This is a genomic window from Nonomuraea sp. K271, from assembly GCF_009908215.1.
GTDB lineage: Bacteria > Actinomycetota > Actinomycetes > Streptosporangiales > Streptosporangiaceae > Nonomuraea > Nonomuraea longispora.
Genome location: NZ_JAAAHR010000020.1, coordinates 1 through 21,742 on the forward strand (window position 1 = coordinate 1; position 21,742 = coordinate 21,742).

Annotated in this window: 21 protein-coding genes; 12 read left to right on the forward strand and 9 right to left on the reverse strand. The window is 69.8% G+C overall.

The features are described 5' to 3' along the window. The 11 genes from mltG (GUY59_RS09640) to GUY59_RS09690 all read left to right on the forward strand — a co-directional run. Positions 1–1,048: endolytic transglycosylase MltG (gene mltG, locus GUY59_RS09640; protein ID WP_161714471.1), on the forward strand; the 1,048-nt coding region annotated here is incomplete at its 5' end. Between the two features lie 211 nt (positions 1,049–1,259). Then, positions 1,260–2,417, forward strand: coding sequence for an endolytic transglycosylase MltG (gene mltG, locus GUY59_RS09645; RefSeq protein WP_138199614.1), 1,158 nt, complete (start codon positions 1,260–1,262; stop codon positions 2,415–2,417). A gap of 86 nt (positions 2,418–2,503) precedes the next feature. Beyond that, positions 2,504–3,340 carry a shikimate dehydrogenase gene (locus tag GUY59_RS09650; protein WP_138199613.1) on the forward strand — a complete coding sequence of 279 codons (837 nt, stop codon included), beginning with the start codon at positions 2,504–2,506 and terminating at the stop codon, positions 3,338–3,340. Positions 3,341–3,773: 433 nt separating this feature from the next. Then, positions 3,774–4,343, forward strand: coding sequence for a translation initiation factor IF-3 (infC, locus tag GUY59_RS09655; protein ID WP_330849152.1), 570 nt, complete (start codon positions 3,774–3,776; stop codon positions 4,341–4,343). A 125-nt stretch (positions 4,344–4,468) separates the two neighbouring features. Further along, positions 4,469–4,663, forward strand: a complete 195-nt coding sequence (rpmI, locus tag GUY59_RS09660; RefSeq protein WP_132330209.1) for a 50S ribosomal protein L35 — start codon at positions 4,469–4,471, stop codon at positions 4,661–4,663. Positions 4,664–4,687: 24 nt separating this feature from the next. Beyond that, the gene (gene rplT / locus GUY59_RS09665; protein ID WP_132330207.1) at positions 4,688–5,071 is read left to right on the forward strand and encodes a 50S ribosomal protein L20; all 384 of its coding nucleotides are present in this window, start codon (positions 4,688–4,690) and stop codon (positions 5,069–5,071) included. Between the two features lie 132 nt (positions 5,072–5,203). Beyond that, complete coding sequence (locus tag GUY59_RS09670) at positions 5,204–6,007, forward strand: TrmH family RNA methyltransferase (RefSeq protein ID WP_138199612.1); 804 nt, start codon at positions 5,204–5,206, stop codon at positions 6,005–6,007. Positions 6,008–6,057: 50 nt separating this feature from the next. Continuing rightward, positions 6,058–7,149 carry a sensor histidine kinase gene (locus GUY59_RS09675; RefSeq protein ID WP_138199611.1) on the forward strand — a complete coding sequence of 364 codons (1,092 nt, stop codon included), beginning with the start codon at positions 6,058–6,060 and terminating at the stop codon, positions 7,147–7,149. Positions 7,150–7,279: 130 nt separating this feature from the next. Beyond that, positions 7,280–8,320, forward strand: a complete 1,041-nt coding sequence (pheS, locus tag GUY59_RS09680; protein WP_236666993.1) for a phenylalanine--tRNA ligase subunit alpha — start codon at positions 7,280–7,282, stop codon at positions 8,318–8,320. Further along, positions 8,320–10,875, forward strand: coding sequence for a phenylalanine--tRNA ligase subunit beta (locus GUY59_RS09685; protein WP_138199610.1), 2,556 nt, complete (start codon positions 8,320–8,322; stop codon positions 10,873–10,875). Before pheS ends, GUY59_RS09685 begins: the two co-directional genes overlap by 1 nt. A gap of 367 nt (positions 10,876–11,242) precedes the next feature. Then, positions 11,243–11,470 carry a hypothetical protein gene (locus GUY59_RS09690; protein ID WP_138199609.1) on the forward strand — a complete coding sequence of 76 codons (228 nt, stop codon included), beginning with the start codon at positions 11,243–11,245 and terminating at the stop codon, positions 11,468–11,470. Here GUY59_RS09690 and GUY59_RS09695 read toward each other — a convergent pair. The 4 genes from GUY59_RS09695 to GUY59_RS09710 all read right to left on the reverse strand — a co-directional run bounded on the left by GUY59_RS09695 (position 11,443) and on the right by GUY59_RS09710 (position 15,306). Continuing rightward, complete coding sequence (locus GUY59_RS09695) at positions 11,443–12,756, reverse strand: MFS transporter (protein ID WP_138199608.1); 1,314 nt, start codon at positions 12,754–12,756, stop codon at positions 11,443–11,445. The genes GUY59_RS09690 and GUY59_RS09695 overlap by 28 nt on opposite strands. A gap of 120 nt (positions 12,757–12,876) precedes the next feature. Then, on the reverse strand, positions 12,877–13,230 hold the full coding sequence (locus GUY59_RS09700; protein ID WP_138199607.1) for a nuclear transport factor 2 family protein: 354 nt from the start codon (positions 13,228–13,230) through the stop codon (positions 12,877–12,879). 15 nt (positions 13,231–13,245) lie between these two features. Beyond that, positions 13,246–13,464 (reverse strand): hypothetical protein, encoded by a 219-nt coding sequence (locus GUY59_RS09705; protein WP_201760672.1) that lies wholly within the window; start codon positions 13,462–13,464, stop codon positions 13,246–13,248. Positions 13,465–13,644: 180 nt separating this feature from the next. Continuing rightward, positions 13,645–15,306: a class I adenylate-forming enzyme family protein gene (locus GUY59_RS09710; protein ID WP_138199606.1), complete on the reverse strand. Its 1,662-nt coding sequence runs from the start codon at positions 15,304–15,306 to the stop codon at positions 13,645–13,647. Between the two features lie 333 nt (positions 15,307–15,639). Here GUY59_RS09710 and GUY59_RS09715 point away from each other — a divergent pair, with 333 nt between their 5' ends. Continuing rightward, positions 15,640–17,307, forward strand: coding sequence for an endo-1,4-beta-xylanase (locus GUY59_RS09715; protein ID WP_138199605.1), 1,668 nt, complete (start codon positions 15,640–15,642; stop codon positions 17,305–17,307). A 48-nt stretch (positions 17,308–17,355) separates the two neighbouring features. On the opposite strand, the gene GUY59_RS09720 is transcribed toward GUY59_RS09715, so the two are convergent. The 5 genes from GUY59_RS09720 to GUY59_RS09740 form a co-directional block, all read right to left on the reverse strand. Further along, a complete protein-coding gene (locus GUY59_RS09720) occupies positions 17,356–17,961 on the reverse strand; it encodes a VOC family protein (protein ID WP_138199604.1) in 606 nt (201 codons plus the stop codon). A 64-nt stretch (positions 17,962–18,025) separates the two neighbouring features. Then, on the reverse strand, positions 18,026–18,364 hold the full coding sequence (locus tag GUY59_RS09725) for a hypothetical protein (protein ID WP_138199603.1): 339 nt from the start codon (positions 18,362–18,364) through the stop codon (positions 18,026–18,028). A 193-nt stretch (positions 18,365–18,557) separates the two neighbouring features. Beyond that, positions 18,558–19,379, reverse strand: a complete 822-nt coding sequence (locus tag GUY59_RS09730) for a carbohydrate ABC transporter permease (RefSeq protein ID WP_138199602.1) — start codon at positions 19,377–19,379, stop codon at positions 18,558–18,560. Next, positions 19,376–20,290 (reverse strand): carbohydrate ABC transporter permease, encoded by a 915-nt coding sequence (locus GUY59_RS09735; RefSeq protein WP_138199601.1) that lies wholly within the window; start codon positions 20,288–20,290, stop codon positions 19,376–19,378. Before GUY59_RS09735 ends, GUY59_RS09730 begins: the two co-directional genes overlap by 4 nt. Then, positions 20,287–21,642, reverse strand: a complete 1,356-nt coding sequence (locus tag GUY59_RS09740; RefSeq protein WP_138199600.1) for an extracellular solute-binding protein — start codon at positions 21,640–21,642, stop codon at positions 20,287–20,289. Before GUY59_RS09740 ends, GUY59_RS09735 begins: the two co-directional genes overlap by 4 nt. Positions 21,643–21,742: the final 100 nt, after the last annotated feature.

Genomic DNA, 21,742 nt, shown 5'->3' on the forward strand with positions numbered 1-21,742 from the left:
GCTGTCCCAGCGTCGCCACGGCGCACTGCGCCGGGCAGGGCTGCTGTCGACCGGTCTGCTCGTCTCGCTGGTGGCCGTGGGGGCCGGGGCTGTCGCGGTGCTCAAGCCGTACATCAGTCCAGACGACTTCGAGGGGCCGGGCAGCGGCTCGGTGACCGTGCGCATCGCGCCCGGGTCGAGCGCGGCGGCCATCGGCTCGACGCTGGCCGACGCCGGCGTGGTGGCCAGCGCGCGGTCGTTCGTGAAGGTGTCGGAGGATCGCGCGGTGACCGGGCGGCTCCGTCCAGGCCACTACCGCATGCGCAAGGGCATGGCGGCAGGCGCGGCGCTCGACCTGCTGCTCGCGCCCTCGTCCCGGATCGTCAAGCGGGTCACGGTGCCCGAGGGCCTGCGGGCGGCCGAGGTGCTGGCGCGGGTCGCCCGGCTGACCGGGCTGCCGCTCAAGGAACTCCAGGGCGTCGACAAGGCCCTTGTGGGGCTGCCGGACTACGCGCCGGGGATCGAGGGGTTCCTGTTCCCCGCGACGTACGAGGTGGAGCCGGGCGACACGGCGGTCGACGTGCTGGCGGCGATGGTCGATCGCTTCCGCGCCGCGGCCCGTCACGTGGGCCTGGCGGCCGAGGCTGCCAGGGTGAACCTGACGCCGCTGGAGGCGGTCACGGTGGCGAGCCTGATCCAGGCCGAGGGCGGCACCGACGCCGACTACCCCAAGATCGCCAGAGTGATCTACAACCGCCTGGCGAAGGGCACGCCGCTGGAGATCGACAGCACCGTTCTGTACGCCCAGAACCGCCGGACGCTGAAGGTTACAGAGAGCGACACCAAAGTCGCTTCTCCCTACAACACCTATCGCCACAAAGGGCTGCCGCCCGGTCCTATCGCCAATCCCGGGGAGAAGGCGCTGATGGCGGCGTTGCACCCGGCAGAGGGCGATTGGCACTGGTTTGTCACCACTGATCCGGCGCATAGAATCACCAAATTCACCAACAAAGAGAGCGAGTTCGTGAGATACCGGGAAGAGTTGAACAAGAACCTCGGGACGAGCTGATGTTCGGTGGACCCCCCGCTATCACTGCGCAAAAGCCCCAAAACAGGGCATGCGTCCTCTTCCCGTCCCTTAGCATGGCTACCCAGTGTGATCTCCGCTGGTCGTCGCAGCACGTCCGGCGGGCCCCCCAGTTCCGCCCGGTGACCCCAGCCGGTTGGGCAGTTCCGCTTGACGCCTGGCCGGGCGTACCGGGAGATTGGCCAGCGAACCCATGAGCGATCTCGATCTCAACTCCTTGCTCGGCGCCGAGGACGACGAAGGTCCTGCCCGGCGCCGCGGCCGCGGTGGCAGCAGGCGTGGCAGCGGCCGCAGACGGCGCAGGCGCCGCAACCGCGGCCGGTTCATCGCACCGCTGCTGGCCTTCGTGGTGCTGGCCGGCATCATCGGCGGTGGCGGCTACTACGGCTACATGTGGCTCAACGACGCGCTCGTGCCCGACGACTACACCGGCCAGGGAACCGGCGAGGTCGTCATCGAGATCCAGAGCGGTCAGAGCGCCTCCGACGTGGCGGTGGAGCTGGAGCGCAAGGGCGTCGTGGCCAGCGTCAGGGCTTTCACCAACGCGATCGCCAACGCCGGTGCGAGCGCCTCGCTGCAACCGGGGTCGTACAAACTGCGCAAGGGCATGTCGGCAGAGAACGCCGTGGCGCTGCTCGACCCGGACAAACGGCAGCGCGAAAGGGTGACGATCAAGGAAGGTCTGCGGCTGTCCGACACCCTTACCACGCTCGCCGAGGAGACCGGACTGCCGCTCAATGAGTTCAAGGCCGCGGCCAAGGACGTCGAGGGCCTGGACCTGCCTTCCTACGCCAAGGGCAAGCTGGAGGGCTACGCCTTCCCCGCCACGTTCGAGGTGCAGCCGAAGACCACGCCCCAGCAGATCCTCGCGGCCATGGTCGACCGCTACAAGAAGACCGCCAAGTCGGTCGAGCTCGAGGACGGAGCGAAGGACCTCGGGCACACGCCGCACGAGATCGTCATCATCGCGAGCATCATCCAGGCCGAGGCGGGCCGGTACGAGGACATGCCGAAGATCGCCCGCGTCATCTACAACCGGCTCGAACGCGAGCCGCCGATGAAGCTGGCGATGGACAGCACGGTGATGTACGCGCTCAACAAGTACCGCACCGCCGCCACCTTCGCCGAGACGAAGATCAAGAGCAAGTACAACACCTACCGGTACGAAGGCCTGCCGCCGGGCCCTATCGCCAATCCCGGCGACCACGCCATCGAGGCGGCACTCAACCCGGCGAAGGGCGACTGGCTCTATTTCGTCGCCACCGACCCGAAGAGCAAGGTCACCAAGTTCGCCACCACGGAGGCCGAGCGGCAGGCGCTGCTGGCCGAATACCGCGCCAACGGCGGCTGACCCGGCACGAGGGCCGTCCGTCCCCCGGCGCGGACGGGCGGCCCGCGAGGTGGCGATAGGGTCCTTACCTGTCTGAAGGAGTGTGGATGCGGGCTGCGGTGCTGGGGTCTCCCATCGGTCATTCGCTCTCGCCCTACCTGCACCGGGCGGCCTACCAGGCGATGGGGCTCGACGGGTGGAGTTATGAGGCGTTCGAGTGCGACGAGGCGCGGCTGCCGGGGCTGTTGGCGGAGCTGATGCCGGTGCGCGGCCGCGAGCCCGGTGACGCCTGGGCGGGGCTGTCGCTGACCATGCCGCTCAAGCGGGCCGTGCTGCCGCTGCTCGACACGGTGTCCGAGGTGGCCGTCGAGGTCGGGGGCGCCAACACCGTGGTGTTCCGCGACGGCCTCCGGCACGGCGACAACACCGACGTCCACGGCATCAAGCAGGCGCTGGCCGAGGCCGGGGTGCCCGCGCCCGGCTCGGCGACCGTGCTCGGCGGAGGGGCCACGGCGGCCTCCGCGCTGGCGGCGCTGCGCGACCTCGGGCTGTTCCAGGCGACGCTGCTGGTGCGCGACCCCGCGCGGGCGGGGGAGACGGCTCAGGTCGCCGAACGGCTGGGCGTGTCCTTGGCGGTGGAGACGTTCGACAAGCTTGAGGCGGCGACGCGGGTGGACCTGGTGGTGTCCACACTGCCCGGCGGCGCCGCCGACGCCTTCGCCGACCGGCTGGCGCGGGTGCCCGCGCTGTTCGACGTGGTCTACTCGCCCTGGCCGACGCGGGCTGCGGCCGCAGTCAAGGAGGCGGGCGGCACCGTGGTCGGCGGGTTCGCGATGCTGCTGCACCAGGCGGTGCGGCAGGTGGAGCTGATGACCGGCAGGACGGACGTGCCGGTGGAGGCGATGCGCGCGGCCGGGGAGGCCGAACTCCTCAGACGGTCGTAGCCGCCACGACAGGTGGGGCGCGGCATTGCCCGGAACCGGGGCACGGAGCCGGACCGGTCAGGCACCCGGTCACGAGGCGGTCGTGGTCGTATGGCCATTCCTGGGTAGATGTTTACCGGCAGGCGATGGCCGGCCGGGATGATTCTGGGAGCCGCCGTGGTTGTGGTAATGTAGCTCTCTGATCGGTCCGGCATGCCTTGCTGGACGCGCAAGCGGAGGTCTCCCTCCCACCTGAGTCACCGAAAGGTGGCCGGGTCCAGGATCACGCCGGACTACTCCGGGGAGCTCGCAGGCCACGACGCCACAGAGCTCAGTGGCCCCGCATGCGCGACGTGCGGGGCTTTTCGCGTTCGCCGCGAGCGCGAGGGGCTCCCGGCACGACGAGCACGTAGGGATCGCAAACCTAGGAGGCCCCATCAGCACTGAGCCCCGCATCAACGAGCGTATCCGAGTTCCCGAGGTGCGCCTCGTGGGCCCGAACGGCGAGCAGGTAGGCATCGTCTCGATTCACGATGCGCTGAAGCTCGCCCAGGAAGCCGACCTCGACCTCGTCGAGGTCGCGGCAACGGCTCGACCGCCCGTGTGCAAGCTCATGGACTACGGCAAGTTCAAGTACGAGTCCGCGATGAAGGCGCGCGAGGCGCGCAAGAATCAGGCGCACACGATCATCAAGGAGATCAAGCTCCGGCCGAAGATCGACCCGCACGACTACGAGACCAAGAAGGGTCACGTGGTGCGGTTCCTCAAGGCGGGAGACAAGGTCAAAGTCACGATCATGTTCCGGGGGCGCGAGCAGTCCCGGCCGGAGCTCGGCTTCCGGCTGCTGCAGCGGCTGGCGGACGACGTCCAGGAGCTCGGCTTCGTGGAGTCCCACGCCAAGCAGGACGGCCGTAACATGATCATGGTGATCGGTCCGCACAAGAAGAAGGCCGAGGCCAAGGCCGAAAAGGCCGCGGCCAAGGCACAGCGTGGCGGCGAGGAGCCTTCCATACAGGAAGCGTGACCCGCAGTTGGGGTTAGCCTTACAACGCGACCCCAGCCAAGCCACCGGCAGACGAAGACGCCGCGACCGGGTCGGCCAGCACCGGCCCGGCCAGCGGCACGACCGAAACGAGGAGAGACGGCGACATGCCGAAGATGAAGACGCACAGCGGTGCGAAGAAGCGGTTCCGGCTCACCGGCACCGGCAAGATCAAGCGTCGCCGTGCCAATCGCGCGCACTACAACGAGTGGAAGTCGTCCACGTTGACGCGCCGTCTCAAGAACGAGGTCGTCCTTTCCGACGCCGACAACAAGAAGATCAAGAAGCTGCTCGCCAAGTAGCGCGAACCCCCGGGGAGAAGAATCATGGCACGCGTGAAGCGGGCGCTCAACGCCAAGAAGAAGCGCAAGGTCGTCCTCGAGAGGGCGAGCGGTTACCGTGGCCAGCGGTCACGTCTCTACCGCAAGGCCAAGGAGCAGATGCTCCATTCGATGACGTACGCCTACCGGGACCGCAAGGACCGCAAGGGTGCGTTCCGCCGTCTGTGGATTCAGCGGATCAACGCCGCCGCCCGCCAGAACGGCCTGACCTACAACCGCCTCATCCAGGGTCTGCGCCTGGCCAACATCGAGGTCGACCGCAAGATCCTCGCCGACCTCGCGGTCAACGACAGCCAGACCTTCGCCACGCTCGTGGAGGCCGCCAAGAAGGCGCTCCCGGCCGACGTGAACGCTCCGGCCGCGGGCTGAGGCGGTTGCTTGAACGAGGGCCCACCGATGACGGTGGGCCCTTTGCTGTAGCCGGCCACATCGCGCATCGGCGTGACTGCGGCGCGCTGCGGCAGGCGGTCCATCGGATGCGGGCAAGGGGCGTGGGGAAGCATGGCGGGGTCCGAGCTGACCAACGTACGGTCGCCGAGGGTCAAAGCGGCCAGGCGGCTCACCAAACGGGCCTTCAGGGAGCAGGACCGTAGGTTCCTGGCCGAAGGGCCGCAGGCCGTACGCGAGGCGCTCAAGCTCGACGGCGTGCCCATCGAGCTGTTCAGCACGGCCGAGGCCGAGCTGCGCCACCCCGAACTGATCACCGAGGCCACCCTCAAGGGCGTCCCCGTGCACCGGGCCAGCGGTGAGGTCATGTCCGAGCTCTCCCAGACCGTGACCCCGCAGGGCCTCGTGGCGGTCTGCGGGCTGGTGCACGTCCCCCTGGAGCAGGCGCTGGAGGGTACGCCGCGCCTGGTCGCGCTGCTCGCGCACGTGCGCGACCCGGGCAACGCCGGCACCGTCATGCGCGCGGCCGACGCCGCGGGAGCCGACACGGTGATCTTCACCGACGCCTCCGTCGACCCGTACAACGGCAAGTGCGTACGCGCCAGCGCGGGCAGTCTTTTCCATCTTCCCGTCGTCATCGGTGCACCGGTCGGCGCCGCCGTGCGTCATCTCAAGGAGCGGGGGCTGCGCGTGCTGGCGGCCGACGGCACGGGCAAGCACACGCTCGACGACGTCGACCTGTCCGGCCCCACCGCGTGGATCTTCGGCAACGAGGCCTGGGGTCTGCCGGAGGACGTCCTCGCCGAGGCGGACGACGTGGTGCGCGTGCCCATCTACGGACAGGCTGAAAGTCTCAACCTGGCCACCGCGGCGGCGGTGTGCCTTTACTCTTCCGCCAGGGCTCAGCGAGTGCCCTAGGCGGCGGGAAACCCGCTATTGTCGGCGATGTAGGCGGAGGAGGCGAGGTCGTGCACGGCGCAGACACCGACGGGCGCGTTGTGGCCGCCGCGTGCACGATAGCCATCGACGATCTTCCTGACGGCCTCATCGTGACCGACCGACATGGCTGTGTGGTGGCCGTCAACCGGGCCGCCGCGAGGCTCACCGGCATCGCCGTGGAGCGCGCGGTCGGCCGGCACATGAGCGACGTGTTCCCCTTCCGCGACCATGACGGGCGTGACTGGTGGAAGGCCCTCGACCCCGAGGGCGGTCTGCGTACGCGAAGCAGGGTCCCGGAGCGGCCGCTGCACCTGCCGGGCGGCCAGGAGCTCTACGTCACGGCCCGGTTCGTCCGCGAGCCTGAGCGCGCCGGCGAGGTCGAGCGCGTCACGATCACCCTCAGGGACGGCGGCGCCCGGGCCCGGCTGGAGCGCAGCCGCGCCGACCTGGTCTCCACGGTGGCCCATGAGCTGCGCTCGCCGCTGACCAGCGTCAAGGGTTTCACCGCGACGCTGCTGGCCAAGTGGACGCGCTTCACCGACGAGCAGAAGCGCGTGATGCTGGAGACCGTCAACAACGACGCCGACCGTGTCACGCGGCTCATCACGGAGCTGCTCGACGTCTCGCGCATCGAGTCGGGGCGGCTGGAGGTGCGCAGGCAGGTCGTCGACCTTCCTGCCAGGGCGCGCCGGCTCATCGCGGGGCGGGTGGCGGCCGGCGAGGCCGAACACCGGTTCCGCCTGGTGGTCGGCGATCACCTGCCGGAAATGTGGCTTGACCAGGACAAGATCGACCAGATTCTGGGTAATCTGGTGGAGAATGCGCTGCGCCATGGGCGCGGCACTGTGACAATTGAGATCGAGTCCGTCGGATGGGGAGTCGCCGTGTCGGTGCGCGACGAGGGCGAGGGCATCGAGCCCGAGCTGGCTCCGCGCGTCTTCAGGCAGTTCTGGCGGGGCGGTAACAGCCGCAGGCGCGGCGGCACCGGGCTTGGCCTGTTCATTGTGAAAGGCCTGGTCGAGGCGCACGGCGGCACGATCGCCGTGCAGCGGGCCCCCGAGGGCGGGGCGGAGTTCCGATTTACCGTGCCCACCGGCACGCCTGACTTCGCGACCCCCTAGCGAGCGATTCGGGCCCGGTGGGCGGGTCCCACTAGACTCATTTCCGCTCAAGCCCTGGATACGGAGCTCACTCTTGTCTGACTACGACCCCGTCGAGGTGACACCGTTGCATGCCGACGAGGTGTCCCGCATGGAGGCCGACGCCGTCGCGGCGATCAAAGCGGCCGGCGACCTCGACGCACTCAAGCAGGCCAGGCTGGCGCACGCGGGTGACCGCTCGCCCATCGCCCTGGCCAACCGGGAGATCGGCGCGCTGCCGCCGGCCGCCCGCGCGGAGGCCGGCAAGCGTGTCGGCGCCACCCGTAAGGCGATCAACGAGGCGCTGGCCGCGCGCCAGGCCGAGCTCGAGGCCGAGCGCGACGCGCGCGTGCTCGTCGAGGAGACCGTCGACGTCACCCTGCCGTGGGACCGCCGGCCTCGCGGCGCCCGCCACCCGCTCACGACGCTGCAGGAGCGCATCGCCGACGCGTTCATCGCGATGGGCTACGAGATGGCGGAAGGGCCCGAGCTCGAAGGCGAGTGGTTCAACTTCGACGCCCTCAACATCGCCAAGGACCATCCGGCGCGCTCCGACCACGACACCTTCTTCGTCGGGTCCACGGAGTCGGGCATGGTGCTGCGCACGCAGACCTCGCCGGTGCAGGTCCGCGCGCTGCTCCAGCGCGAGCTGCCGGTCTACGTGATCTCACCGGGCAAGACGTTCCGCACCGACGAGCTCGACGCCACCCACACCCCCGTCTTCCACCAGACGGAGGGGCTGGCCGTCGACGAGGGCCTGACCATGGCCCACCTCAAGGGCACGCTCGACCGGTTCGCGGAGGTGATGTTCGGCAAGGGCATCTCGACCCGCTTCCGCCCCAACTACTTCCCGTTCACCGAGCCGTCCGCGGAGATGGACCTCAAGTGTTTCGTCTGCCGCGGCGCCTCGGCGACCCCCGGCAACCCGTCCTGCCGCACCTGCAAGTCGGAGGGCTGGATCGAGTGGGGCGGCTGCGGCATGGTCAACCCGCGCGTGCTCATCGCGTGCGGCGTCGATCCGTCGCGCTATTCCGGGTTCGCGTTCGGCATGGGCATCGAGCGCACCCTGATGTTCCGCCACAACGCCGAGGACATGCGTGACATGGTCGAGGGAGACGTGCGCTTCACGCTCCCGTTCGGAATGGAGATCTGATGAAGGTCCCGCTTTCCTGGCTGCGGGAGTATGCCGATCTCCCGGCGGTCACCGCCCACGAGGTGGCCGACAAGCTCACGGCCGCCGGGCTGAAGCTCGAGTCGATCACCTCGCACGGCCACGACGTCAAGAACGTCGTGGTCGGGGAGGTGCTCACGATCGAGGAGCTGACCGGTTTCAAGAAGCCGATCAGGCACTGCACGGTCGAGACGGGCGAGGCGACGCCGCGCGAGATCGTCTGCGGCGCCACCAACTTCGCCGCCGGTGACCGGGTGCCCGTCGTGCTGCCCGGAGGGGTGCTGCCGGGCGGGTTCGAGGTCGGGGCGCGCAAGACGTACGGGCGCATGTCCGAGGGCATGATCTGCTCCGAGCGCGAGCTCGGGCTCGGCGACGACCACCACGGCATCATGGTGCTGCCGGCCGACACCCCGATCGGCGGCGACGTGGTCGAGCTGCTCGGCCTGCGCGACGAGGTGATCGAGCTGGAGATCACGCCCGACATCGGCTACGCGCTGTCGATCCGCGGCGTGGCGCGCGAGGCGGCCACGGCGTTCGGGGTGGCCTTCCGCGACCCCGCGGACGTCGAGCCGCCCGCCGAGAGCGGGCCGTCGTGGTCGGCCTCCATCGCCGACCCGACGGCGTGCGACCGGTTCGTGCTGCGCGAGGTGCGCGGCTTCGACCCCGGCGCACAGACTCCGCTCTCGATGCGCGTACGCCTGGCGCGGGCCGGCATGCGTCCCGTGTCGCTGGCCGTCGACATCACCAACTATCTGATGCTGGAGCTCGGTCAGCCGTTGCACGCGTTCGACCGGGCCAAGCTCAGCGGCGAGATCGTGGTCCGCAGGGCACAGCCCGGTGAGCGGCTGGAGACGCTCGACCACGTGGTGCGCGAGCTCGACCCCGACGACATCCTCATCACCGACCAGTCGGGGCCGATCTCGATGGCGGGCACGATGGGCGGCCTGGAGACCGAGATCTCAGACGGCTCGACCGACATCGTCGTCGAGGCGGCCCACTTCTCCGCGACCGGCATCTCCCGCGAGTCCCGCAGGCACGGGCTCGTGTCGGAGGCGTCCAAACGGTTCGAGCGCGGCGTCGACCGGGAGCTGCCGCTCGTCGCCTCGTGGCGGGCCGTGCAATTGCTGGCCGAGCTGGGCGGCGCCACCGTCCAGCCGGGCGTGACGCACGCCGAGGTCGAGGTGTCGCCTGCCCGCGTCGCGATCCCGTCGGGCTACCCCGGGGCCGTGGCCGGCGCCACCTACTCCAAGGAGACCGTGGTCGCGCGGCTGCGGCAGATCGGCTGCGTCGTCGTCGACGGTGACGACGCGGCCGTGCGCCAGGGCGGCGTCGACCCGACCGGGGTCGTGACCGGCGGTGAGCTGGCGGCCAAGCTGGCCGTCACCGGCGACGACATGATCACGGTGACGCCGCCGTCGTGGCGGCCCGACCTCACCGACCCCAACGACCTTGCCGAAGAGGTCATCCGGTTGGAGGGCTATGAGAACCTGCCGTCGATGCTGCCCTCCGCCCCGGCCGGCGCCGGGCTCACCGAGGGGCAGCGGCTGCGCCGGCGGGTGGGCAGGGCGCTGGCCGACGGCGGCTACGCCGAGGTGCTCAACTACCCGTTCATCAGCGCCGCCGACTTCGACCACCTGCAGCTGCCTGCCGACGACGCCCGCCGCAACGCCATGCGGCTGGCCAACCCGCTGTCGGAAGACGAGCCGCTGATGCGCACGACGCTGCTGCCGGGCCTGCTCAAGACCCTGGCACGCAACGTGGGACGCGGGTTCGCCGACGTGGCCCTGTTCGAGAGCGGCCCGGTCTACCGGCGGCGCGAAGGCGCCCCCGAGGTGGCGCCGGTGCTCGGGGTGGAGCGCCGGCCGACGACTGAGGAGCTCGCCTCGATCGAGGCGGCGCTGCCCGACCAGCCACTGCGCGTCGCGGTCGTGCTGACCGGCGAGTTCGAGCGGTCCGGCTGGTGGGGCGCGGGCCGGCAGGCCTGCTGGGCCGACGTGGTGCAGGCCGCCCGGCTGGTGGCGGCCGAGGCGCGGGCGGAGCTGTCCATCAGCGCCGACCAGCACGAGCCGTGGCATCCCGGCCGGTGCGCGGCCCTCTACCTCGGCGACACGCTGGTGGGGCACGCCGGCGAGCTGCACCCGCGGGTCATCGAGGCCTACGGGCTGCCGGCCCGCACGTCGGCGATGGAGCTGGAGCTGTCGCGGCTCGAAGCGGCGATGCCGGGCCCGGTCGAGGCGCCTTTCGTCTCCGCCTATCCGGTGGCCACCCAGGACGTCGCGCTGATCGTGCCCGACTTCACGCCGGTGGCCGACGTCGAGGCGGCTCTGCGTGACGGCGCGGGTGAGCTGCTGGAGTCGATCCGGCTGTTCGACGTCTACGAAGGCTCGCAGGTGGGCGAGGGCAACAAGTCGCTCGCCTACTCGATGCGCTTCCGCGCCCCCGACCGTACGCTGACGGCCGAGGAGACGACCGCGGCCAGGGACGCGGCGGTGGCGCTGGCGGCCGACCGGGTGGGCGCCCAGCTCCGCAGCGGCTGAGTCTCCTCGCGAAGGGCCGGTACGGCGAGCGCCGTACCGGGCCTTTTCCGCTGCGGGAGCTGTGACCTGGCTACGGAGGTGCGCACTTCGCTTGCGAGAAGTGAGAGGACGCGCATGGGGAATGAGGCTCGGGGGCCTGCGACGACGAGCCGTCCGTCCACCAGCTCCGTGTGCGGGGGCAGATGGGAAGGCGATCGAGGTCCTCCGCGGCGAAGCCCTGTGGAGGCGGGATGATCCCCTCGGGGAACCAGGACGATCCACCACCTCGGTGACCGTGGTCTGCCACGGAGTGTCCGCACGCTCGGCGATCGGCCTCACGCGCTGGCGGATCGGCTCGCGGGGACGGCGGGTGCTGGAAAATTGCCGTATGAGTGTGCTTCTGGTGTTCGGTGAGCGTGACGACGCGGAGGAGGTCGCCGAGACGCTGGGGGAGTGGTTCCCCGCGCTCGGGGCGCCGCGGGTGGTGCGTGAGACGCTGGCCGGAGAGGACGACGCCGAGGACGCCCAGTGGCTGGTCGTGGTCGAAGGGCTGGACGGCGGCGCCAAGGTGGACGAGCTGGTCGAACGCTACGACGGGTGGCGGGAGGCGGGCTGAGCCGCCGACGCCTCCCTGCGGGCCTTTTCCGCGAGGGCGTGCTCGTCCGTACGGGCGTCGTACCCGCGGAACTTCGGGAGGGCGGCGGTCAGGCTCAGGACGGCGGCGACGCACAGCAGGCCGCCCGCCCCGAGGGAGAAGCGGGTGCCGCCGAGGTTGGCCATCAGGCCGGCCCGGGCGTTGCCGAGCATCGGCCCGCTGGCGTAGGAGAGCAGTTCGATGCCCGCCAGGCGGCCACGGAGTTCCTGTGGGATGGTCTGGTTCCACATGGTCATCCGGAAGATGCCGCTGATCATGTCGGCGGCGCCTGCCAGAGCGATGCACACGACGATGAGCCAGACGTTCGTGGCCAGGCCGGCCAGGGCCACGGCGGCGCCCCACAGCGCGGCGGCGACGATCACGCCCAGGCCGTGGCGGTGCACGCGCGTCGCCCAGCCGCCGGTGAGCGAGGCGACCAGCGCGCCCACCGCGCCCGCCGAGTACAGCAGCCCCAGCGCGTGGGGCGCGCCCAGTTCGTCGGCCAGGAACGGGAACAGCGCCGTCGCCATCGCGAAGACCATCGCGGCGATGTCGACGAGGTACGTGCCCATCAGGTCGCTGCGCCCGACCGCGTAACGCACGCCCTCGGCCAGCGACTTCAGCGACGCGGGCGCGGCGTGCCCGGCCGGCGGACGGGGGCGGATCCGCCACAGGAGCAGCAGCGACAGCACGAAGGTGAGCGTGTCCAGGCCGTACGCGGCAGCCGAGCCGTAGGTCGTCACGAGCAGGCCGCCGAGCGCCGGGGCGACGATGGCGCCGAAGTTCCAGCGCAGGCTCGTCAGCACCGCGGCGGCGCCCTGCCGCTCGTATGTGACCACCTGCTGGAACACGGCCTCCATGCTGGGCCGTTGCAGGCAGGCGACGCCTGTGGAGAGGGCGCCCACGACGTACAGGACCCACACCTGGGGGTCGGGCAGCAGCGCGTTGGCCATGAGCGCGCCGGAGGTGACGAGCAGGACGACCTCGCTCCACAGGATGACCGTGCGGCGGTCGTACGCGTCCGCGATGGCCCCGCCCCACAGACCGCACACCACCATCGGGACGAACTCGGCCAGGCTCACCAGCCCGACGGCGAGGTAGGAGCCGGTCAGTTCCTTCATCTGGTACGGGACCGCCACCATCGTGATGAACGTCCCGAACATCGTGATGACGCCGGAGACGAAGAGCAGGCGGTAGTCGTGCGAGTCGCGCAGCGGGCTCACGTCGATGGCGACGTGACGAAGCAGGCGTTTCACTCCAGCGGGCACGACAGGCAATTGTCCGGCGCGTGTCCCGGCCAGGGCAATCTGTTTTCGGGCCCGGCCCGCATGGGGCGCGCGGAAGGCCTCCGGCACGAGGCCGGGGGCCTTCCGGGTAAGGGGCGCGGGTCAGGCGGGCGCCTTGTCGAGGAAGCCGAGCACCTTGCGGATCCGGCCGTCCTCGGCCAGTTCCACCACGTCGTAGCCGGTCGCCACCGGCTCGCCGTCGTCCGCGGAGCCGAGGTGCCAGGTGAAGCGGGCGAGGTGGCGGTGGGCATCGTACAGTTCGCCGGGCCTGAACACCAGGCCGGGGAACATGCCCTGCGCGCCTTCGATCACGGCGGCGATCCCGGCGTGCCCGGCCACGTCGGCGAGCGGGTCGGTGTACGTGGCGTCCTCGGTCCACAGCTCGGCCACGGCCCTGGCGCGGGACTGCGGGTCGGTCTCGTTCCAGGCGGCGACGTAACGTTCCACGAGGGTCATCGTTCTCTCCTTGGGTCAGGTGGTGGTGCGGGGCAGCAGGCCGACGGCGGCGCCGTACACGAGGGAGAAGGCGCCGGCCCCGCGCAGCAGAGCCGCGCGCGGGCCGAGCAGCGCGCCCACAGGTGCGGCGGCGGCCAGGTGGACCAGCCCGTTGGCGCCGGTGACGACCGCGTCGGCGGCCAGTGCGCGGCGCGGGAACGTCGTCCGGTCGCCGGCGGTGGTCACAGCGGTCATCTCGGCTCCTCCGGTGGTCGGTGCGACACCTGAACGATGTCAGCCACGGGATAGGGCCCGCGATTACGCGCGAGGTAAGCGGGCCCGCCAGTGAGCCGGGTAAGGCGGCGCCACCTGCGTGAACGCCGGTTCTGTGACGACGGGCACATGCGCCCGGCCGCCTCCGGAGAGGACGGACGGTCAGGCGCCCAGGATCTCCTGGCGCAGGCGGGTCTTGAGGATCTTGCCGCCGGGGTTGCGGGGCAGCTCGCCCTCACGGAACCAGATGTGCGCCGGGATCTTGAAGGCGGCGATCCGGCCGTGTAGGAACGCCCGCAACTTGCCGGCCGTGACGGAGGCGCCGGGCGCCAGGCGGATGACCGCGCCGACCTCCTCGCCCAGCTCGTCGTGCGGCACGCCGATCACGGCGGCGTCGTCCACCGCCGGGTGCTCGAACATCGCCGCCTCCACCTCGGCGCAGTAGACGTTCTCGCCGCCTCTGATGACCATGTCCTTGGCCCGGTCGACGATGTAGACGAAGCCCTCCTCGTCGATCCTGGCCAGGTCGCCGGTGTGCAGCCAGCCGTCGATGAACGTCTGCGCCGTCGCCTCGGGCTTGTTCCAGTAGCCCAGAATGACGTTGGGACCGCGGAGGCAGAGCTCGCCCACCTCGCCCGGCGGCAGCTCACCGCCCGCCGGGTCGACCACGCGCACGTCGACCACGGGCAGCGGCCGGCCGATGCTGTCGGGCCTGGACTGGTAGTCGGCGCCGCCGTTGCCGATGGCCAGGGCCGAGGTCTCGGTCATGCCGTAGCCGTTGGACGGAGCGCGGTCGGGCAGCGTCTGGCTGATGCGCTCCAGCAGCTTGGGCGGGGCGGGGGCGCCGCCGTAGCCGAGGCTGGCGAGGGACGACAGGTCGTATGTGCCGAGGTCGGGGTGGGACATCAGCTGCCAGGCGTTGGTCGGCACCCCGATCACCCCGGTGATCCTCTCGCGCTCGATCAGGGCCAGCGCCTGCCCGGGGTCCCACTTGTACATGAGCACCAGGCCGCCGCCGCTGAACATGGCGGTGGTCAGGGCCGAGAAGGAGCCGGTGACGTGGAAAAGCGGCACGGTCAGCAGGGTGACCCGGCGGACGCCCGCCGAAGCCGCGGGGTCCTTGCCGGCCATCGCGAGCGCGCGCATGTGCCCGTAGCCGACGGTCATCGGTGACTGGCCGATGTTGCGGTGGCTGCCCAGGGCGCCCTTGGGGCTGCCCGTGGTGCCGGAGGTGTAGAAGATCGTCGCGGGGTCCTCGGGGGACAGCTCGACGTCGGGGAGCTCGACGCCGGCGGCGACCTCGCCGAGCACCTCCGCGTACGCGCGAGCGCCCGCCGGAGCCGCGCCCCTGGTGACGATCATCGGTACGCCGGTCGAGGCCAGCCTCTCGGCGCGCTCGCCGTCCGCGATCAGCACCTTGGCTCCGGAGTCGCGTACGCCGTAGGCCAGCTCGGCCTCCGTCCACCAGGCGTTCAGCGGCACGGCGATGGCCCCGGCCGCGAGCGCCGCGGAGAACGACACCACCCATTCCGGGTAGTTGCGCATGGCCATGGCCACGCGGTCGCCCTTGCGCACGCCGTACTCGTCGATGAGGCGGTGGGCGAGGGTGGCGGCGCGGCGGAAATGCTCCTCGAATGTGATGTGCTCGTCCTCGTAGACGAGGAAGTCCTTGTCGCCGTGGAGTCTGCTGGTCTCCAGCAGGGCGCGGAAGTGTCCTGGGGCGTGTTTCCAGGTGCGGATCCCGGTGTCGCCGATCTCCTCGATCTCGAACAGCTGGCCGGGGCCGGTGAGCTGGTCCTGGGCCTGGGCGTGCGAAAGAGACATGCGCAGAACTCCCGCAGTGGACGATTATTCCGGAAACACAGTACCGACCGGTAGGTACGTAAGGCTAGACCAGGAACAACAGGCGAATCAGGGGTTTCCCGCGCGGCCTGATCGGGGACGACTGCCTGATGCCGTGGCCGCCGGATCGGGCGGTCGGCAGCTCCGGAAGGATGAAAGTTTCACAGCATTCCCGATACTTTCCAGCTCCCAACTGCCTTTTTCAGAGCCCGTCCGGGCCCGGCGTTGACCGCATGGACCCATGTCAATACCGTCTCGGGTGCGATCCTGTCCGGGTCGAAACTTTCGGAACCGAGTGCCTGCCTCCGGAGGTAGATGTCCGTGCGTTCGTCCTCGCTCATCAGAGCCCTCACCCTGGTGGGGATGCTCCTGACCTTCCTCCTCCCCGTGACCTCGGCCGAAGCGTCCGCGCCCCTGCGGGCGCACGCGCAGAGCCGGGGCAAGTTCATCGGAGCGGCGCTCGCCACCAGCCCGCTGTCCAACGAGACCGCGTACCGCAACATCGCGGCCACCGAGTTCAACCAGATCACCGCCGAGAACGTGATGAAGTGGGACACCACCGAGCCCAGCCAGGGCCAGTTCAACTTCTCCGGCGCCGACGCCATCGTCAACTTCGCCACGCAGAACAACCAGCAGGTCCACGGCCACACGCTCGTGTGGCACAGCCAGACGCCCGGCTGGGTGCAGAACCTCGGCGCCGGCGCCATGCGCGACGCGATGGAGAACCACATCGTCGAGGTCGTCGGGCGCTACGCCGGAAACCCGGCCGTGGTCTCGTGGGACGTGGTGAACGAGATCTTCGACGAGAACGGCGGCTGGCGCTCGTCGTTCTGGTACAACACGCTCGGCCAGAGCTTCGTCGCCGACGCCTTCAGGGCCGCGCGTGAGGCCGACCCCGACGCTCGGCTGTGCATCAACGACTACAACGTCGAAGGCATCAACGCCAAGAGCACCGCGATGTACAACCTCGTCCGGTCGCTGCGCGAGCAGGGTGTGCCCGTCGACTGCGTCGGTTTCCAGGGCCACCTCGCCATCCAGTACGGCTTCCCGAACGACCTGCAGCAGAACATGGAGCGCTTCGCCGCCCTCGGCGTCCAGGTGCGCATCACCGAGCTGGACATCCGCATGCAGATGCCCAGGGACTCCTCCAAGGACGCCACGCAGGCGACCTACTACCGCAACGCGGTCAATGCCTGCCTGGCCGTCACCGCCTGTGCGGGCGTGACGATCTGGGGCTTCACCGACAAGTACTCGTGGGTGCCGGACACCTTCCAGGGGGAGGGCGCGGCGCTCATCTATGACGAGAACTACCAGACCAAGCCGGCCTACAACGCCGTGCACGACGCGCTCGACGACGGCTCAAGCAGCGACGACACCACGGCGCCGAGCACGCCCGGCACACCGTCGTCGGGCAACGTCACCGCGAACTCCGCCAGGCTGACGTGGACCGCCTCGACCGACAGCGGGGGCAGCGGGCTGGCCGGCTACAACGTCTACCGCGAGCAAGGGGCCAGCGACACGCAACTCGGCACGACCGCCACCAACTCCATCACCCTGACCGGGCTGAGCCCCGAGACCGAGTACGTGGTGTACGTGCGGGCACGTGACGGCGCCGGCAACCTGTCCGGCAACTCGCCCACGGTCACGTTCACCACGGCCGAGGGCGGCAGTGGAGGGGGCGGCTGCACTGCCACGGGCACCGTACAGACCCAGTGGGCCAACGGGTACGTGGTGCAGCCGGTCACCGTCACCAACAGCGGCACGTCGGGCATCACCGGCTGGACCGTCACCTTCACCCTCCCGTCCGGGCACACGCTGGCCGGTTCGTGGAACGCCGCCGTGTCCGTCAGCGGGCAGACCGTCACGGCCAGGAACGCCGGCTACAACGGCACTCTGGCGCCGAACGCCAGTACGGGCTTCGGCTTCCAGGTCACCCGGCCGAACGGGAACACCCAGACGCCGTCCGGCTACACCTGCGCCTGACGGCCGCCGCATCCCCCGGGGGGTGACCCTCCGGGGGATGCGGCGCGCTCACGGCTCCAGGGTGACGCCTTCGCGCCGGAGGTCCTCGATGATGCCGTCGACGAGCTTCGTCGCGGCCGTGTGACGCAGGCGGCCTTCGTCGCGCAGCTCGCGGACGGCGGGCACGGGGTCGGGGTCGGCGAACAGCCGCTCGTCGGCGTGGTCGACGGGGCGGCCGGTCGGGTCGAGCGTCCACCAGGAGGCCTCGAGGGCGATCCCGTTGGGGTCGCTGAAGTAGATCGAGCGCAGGAAACCGTGGTCGATGACGTCGGTGACCTCGCAGCCGTGCGCCTTGAGCCGGTCGCGCAGCCGGTTGAGTGCTTCCTCGTCCGGCAGGTGCAGGGACAGGTGGTCGAACTGCGCGGCCCTGGCGTACGGCACGCCGGCGGGCTTGGCGAAGCTGTCGATGGGCTGGTCGGTGTATTCGAAGAAGGCGATGGTGTTGCCCGGCCCCACCTCGAAGAAGTAGTGCCGGAACGCGGGGACGGCGAGGGTGGCCACCAGGCGGGCGTCGAGCACGCCGTGCCAGAACCGCACGGTGGCGTCCATGTCCGCGGTCACCAGGGCGAGGTGGTGCACGCCACGCCAGTGCACTGTGTCGGGGGTCGTAGCCATACGCCAACCGTACGCCTTTCAACTATCCCCGGTCAGCCAGAACTTCCTTCCGGTAGCGCGCCGGTCACGGGGCGGTGGCGCAGTGTTCGCCGCTGCCCCCGGCGTAGCTGAGACACGCCACATCCCCGCTGACGAGCGGGGTCACGGGCCGGAACTCCCCTTCGACGGCCTCGCCGGCGTCCTGCGTGGACACGGAGCCAGAGGCGGGGGAGCCGTTGACGGTGAAGGACAGGCCCACGGGCGCCGGCGCATTGTTGATCTTGAACCAGAGGCGGAAGTCGCCGGGCGCCCCGCGCACCTCCTGGCAGACGGGTGTGTCCGGCAGGCACACCAGCACCGACGAGGGCGTGGGCGGTGTGGCCAGCGCGGCCGCGGGGGAGAGCGCGGCGGTGAGGGCGAACATCCCGGCCGCCGTGACTCCCAGGGCCCGGAGGGTCCCGAGGGCGCGCGGAAGACGGGGACGCGGACGCGGACTGGCCTGCGAGGGCATGAGGGCTCCGATCTCTGCCGAGTGGTGACTCTCATGTCTAACGCCCGGTCAGGCTTTCGGCAAGGGGTCGAACGCCCGGAGCCGCCCCGGCACCGTGCGGAGCCCCTCAGCCCTTCACCGAGCCGGCGAAGCTGAACGAGCCGGCCAGATACTTGTTCACCGCCACGTACAGGATCACCGCCGGGGCCGTGTAGAGGATGGAGAACGCGGCCAGCTGGCCGTAGGCGACCTGCCCGTACTGGGAGAAGAAGGTGTAGATGGTCACCGCGGCCGGCTGCTTCTCCGGGGTGTCCATCAGCACGAACGGGGCGAAGAAGTTGCCCCACTGCCCGACGAAGACGAAGATCGCCACCACCGCGACGCCCGGCGCCATCAGCGGGCCCACCACGGTCGTCAGCGACCGCACCCAGCCGGCGCCGTCCACCCACGCCGCCTCCTCCAGGCTCACCGGCACCCCGTCCATGAAGTTCTTCATCATCCAGATCGAGAACGGCAGCGAACTGGCCGTCAGGAACAACACCATCGCCGGTACGGAGCCGTACAGGTTGAAGCGGAAGAACATCGCGTAGACCGGCACCAGGACCGCCGTCATCGGCAGGCCGGTGGTGAACAGCAGCGTCAGCATGAAGTGCCGGCGGTAGCGGAGCTGGTAGCGGGAGAGCGGGTAGGCGGCCAGGCCCGCCACGAACACCGTCAGGATCGCCGTGGACCCCGAGATGATGATCGAGTTGATCAGCGGGAGGATCAGCGTCTCCCACGTCAGCACCGCCGTGAAGTTGTCGAGCGAGAAGTTCAGGGTCGGCCGGGCGGCGAGCGTCGCCTCCGGCTGGACCGAGGAGATCACCACCCACAGGAACGGGCCCAGGAAGGCCAGGCAGATGATCAGGAGCGACAGTCCTGCCGCCCCGCGGGCCGCGAGCCTGGTCACGCGTCCTCCACTTTGATCAGGCGCAGGTAGATCAGCGAGAACAGGGCGCCGACCACCAGCATGACGAGGGCGATCGCGGAGCCGTAGCCGATCTCGAAGTAACGGAACGCCTGCTCGTACATGTAGAGCGGCGTGGTCTGGCTGGCCGTGCCGGGCCCGCCGCCCGTCAGGGCGTAGATGAGGCCGAAGCTCGCCAGGGTCTGCAGGGTGATGAGCATGAGATTGGCCATGATGGATCTGCGGATCAGGGGCAGGGTGATGTGCAGCAGGCGGCGGCCGGGGCCCGCTCCGTCCACGGCGGCGGCCTCCACCAGGTCCTTCGGCACCTCGGACAGCGCGGCCGAGTACACCAGCATGGAGAACGCGGTGCCACGCCAGACGTTGGCCAGGATCACCGCCAGCATCGGGGCCGTGTAGAGCCACTCCTGGGAGATGCCGAGCACCGCGTTGAGCGTGCCCTCCTCGGCCAGGAATGAGAACCAGCAGGCCGCCGCCACCACCTCGGGCACCACCCAGGCGGCGATGACGACGCCGTTGACGACGCTGCGCGTCGTCCGGCCGCGCCCGCGCTGCAGGAGGGCGATGATCAGGCCCAGGGTGTTCTGGCCGATGACCGCCGACCCGATCACGAAGACGAACGTGAGGACGAACGAGTTGATGAAGTTGGGGTCGTCGAAGAGCCTGGTGAAGTTGGCCAGGCCCACGAACTCGGAGTTGACCGAGGCCGAGCCGGTGAGCGTCTCGTTCGTGAAGGCGACGTAGACGCTCCACAGGATGGGGCCGGCGAGGAAGAGCGCCAGCAGGACGATGGCCGGCCCCAGGGGGAGCAGCCAGCGCAGCACCCCGCGCCGCGACGAACCGCTGGGCGGCGTGTTCGTCACGGGCGGGGCGGGCGCTGTGGCGACCGTCATTTGGCCAGCACCTTGTCGGGTCCGCCCACGGCGGTGGGCAGCGCCTTGGCGTAGTCGGCGGTCGCCTCCTCAGGGGTCTTCGAGCCCGTGGTCACCGCCTCCAGCGCCTCCTGGATCTGCGCCGACACCTTCGGGTACTCCTCGAACGCCGGCCGGTAGTGGGTCACAGAGGCCAGGTCGGTGAAGAACTTCACGCTCGGGTTGTCGGCGGTGTACTTCGGGTCGGCCGCGACGTCCTTGCGGGGGGCCAGGTCACCCGAGCCCAGCGAGTACGTCAGCGAGTTCTCCTTGTTGGTGGCCACCGCGATGAAGTCCCACGCCTCCTGCTTGTTCTTGGCATACGAGCTCATCGCCATGACCCAGCCGCCCGACATGCTGACCGCGCCCGGCTCCTCGCCGTTCTGCGTCGGCATGGCCGTCCAGCCCATCTTGTCCTTCCACTCCGCCCACGGCTTGGTGCTGGTCGGCTTCCACGCCGAGGCGGTCCACGCGCCGTCGAGCGCGATGCCCAGCTTGGCGTTGGGGAACCACTCGTAGTTCACCTTGTCGGCCAGCTTGGCGTTGTGCGCGTCGGCCTGCTTGGGCCCGAGTTCCTCGCGGTAGATGGTGTTGACGAACGTCAGCGCGTCGGTGAACTGCTTGCCGCCGGCCACCCACTTCTTCTGCGCGTCGTCGTAGAGGGTGCCCTCGGGGGTGCCGTACAGGAGCATCTCGAAGCCCTGCATGGTCGACGCCTCGCCGTGGATCTTCGTCGAGTACATGGTGAAGGGCAGAACGTCAGGCAGCTTCTGCTTGATCGTGCGGGCGGCCGTCAGGACGTCGTTCCAGGTCTTCGGCTCCCACGGGACGGGCAGGCCGGCCTTGGCGAAGACATCCTTCTGGTACCACAGGCCGCGCGTGTCGGTGCTGATCGGGACGCCGTAGATCTTGCCGTCGCCGCCCCTGGCGGCCTGCTTGACCGAGTCGGGGAACTGCTCCTTCCAGTCGGGCCACTTGGCCAGGTAGTCGTCCAGGGGAGCCAGCTTGCCCGCCGCGACGTCGGCGTTCACCTGGAACGTGTCGTGCAGATAGACGTCGGGAGCCGAGTCAGGGGACCGGTTGAGCAGGGCCAGCTTGGTGTAGTAGGCCTCGTTGTTGCCCTGGACGGGCGTGAGTTTGATGGTGACGCCGGAGTGAGCGGCTTCGTACTGCTTCTTGGCGTCCGTGAGCATCTTCTCCAGATGCGGCCACGTCGGCTCGACCTTGTACAGGACCTCGAGTTCCTTGCTGCCGGAGGCGTTCTGCTCAGTGTCGGCGCCACAGCCGGCCACGGCTGTCAACAGCAGGAGGGAACCGGCCAGCGTACGTCTCATCACGGGCTCCCGGTGGTTCTGGGGATGTGCCAGGGAAGTTTCCTTGGAGTTGCCGAGAAGCTAAATCCATTTGATTTACAAAGTCAACAGTTTGTGTGAT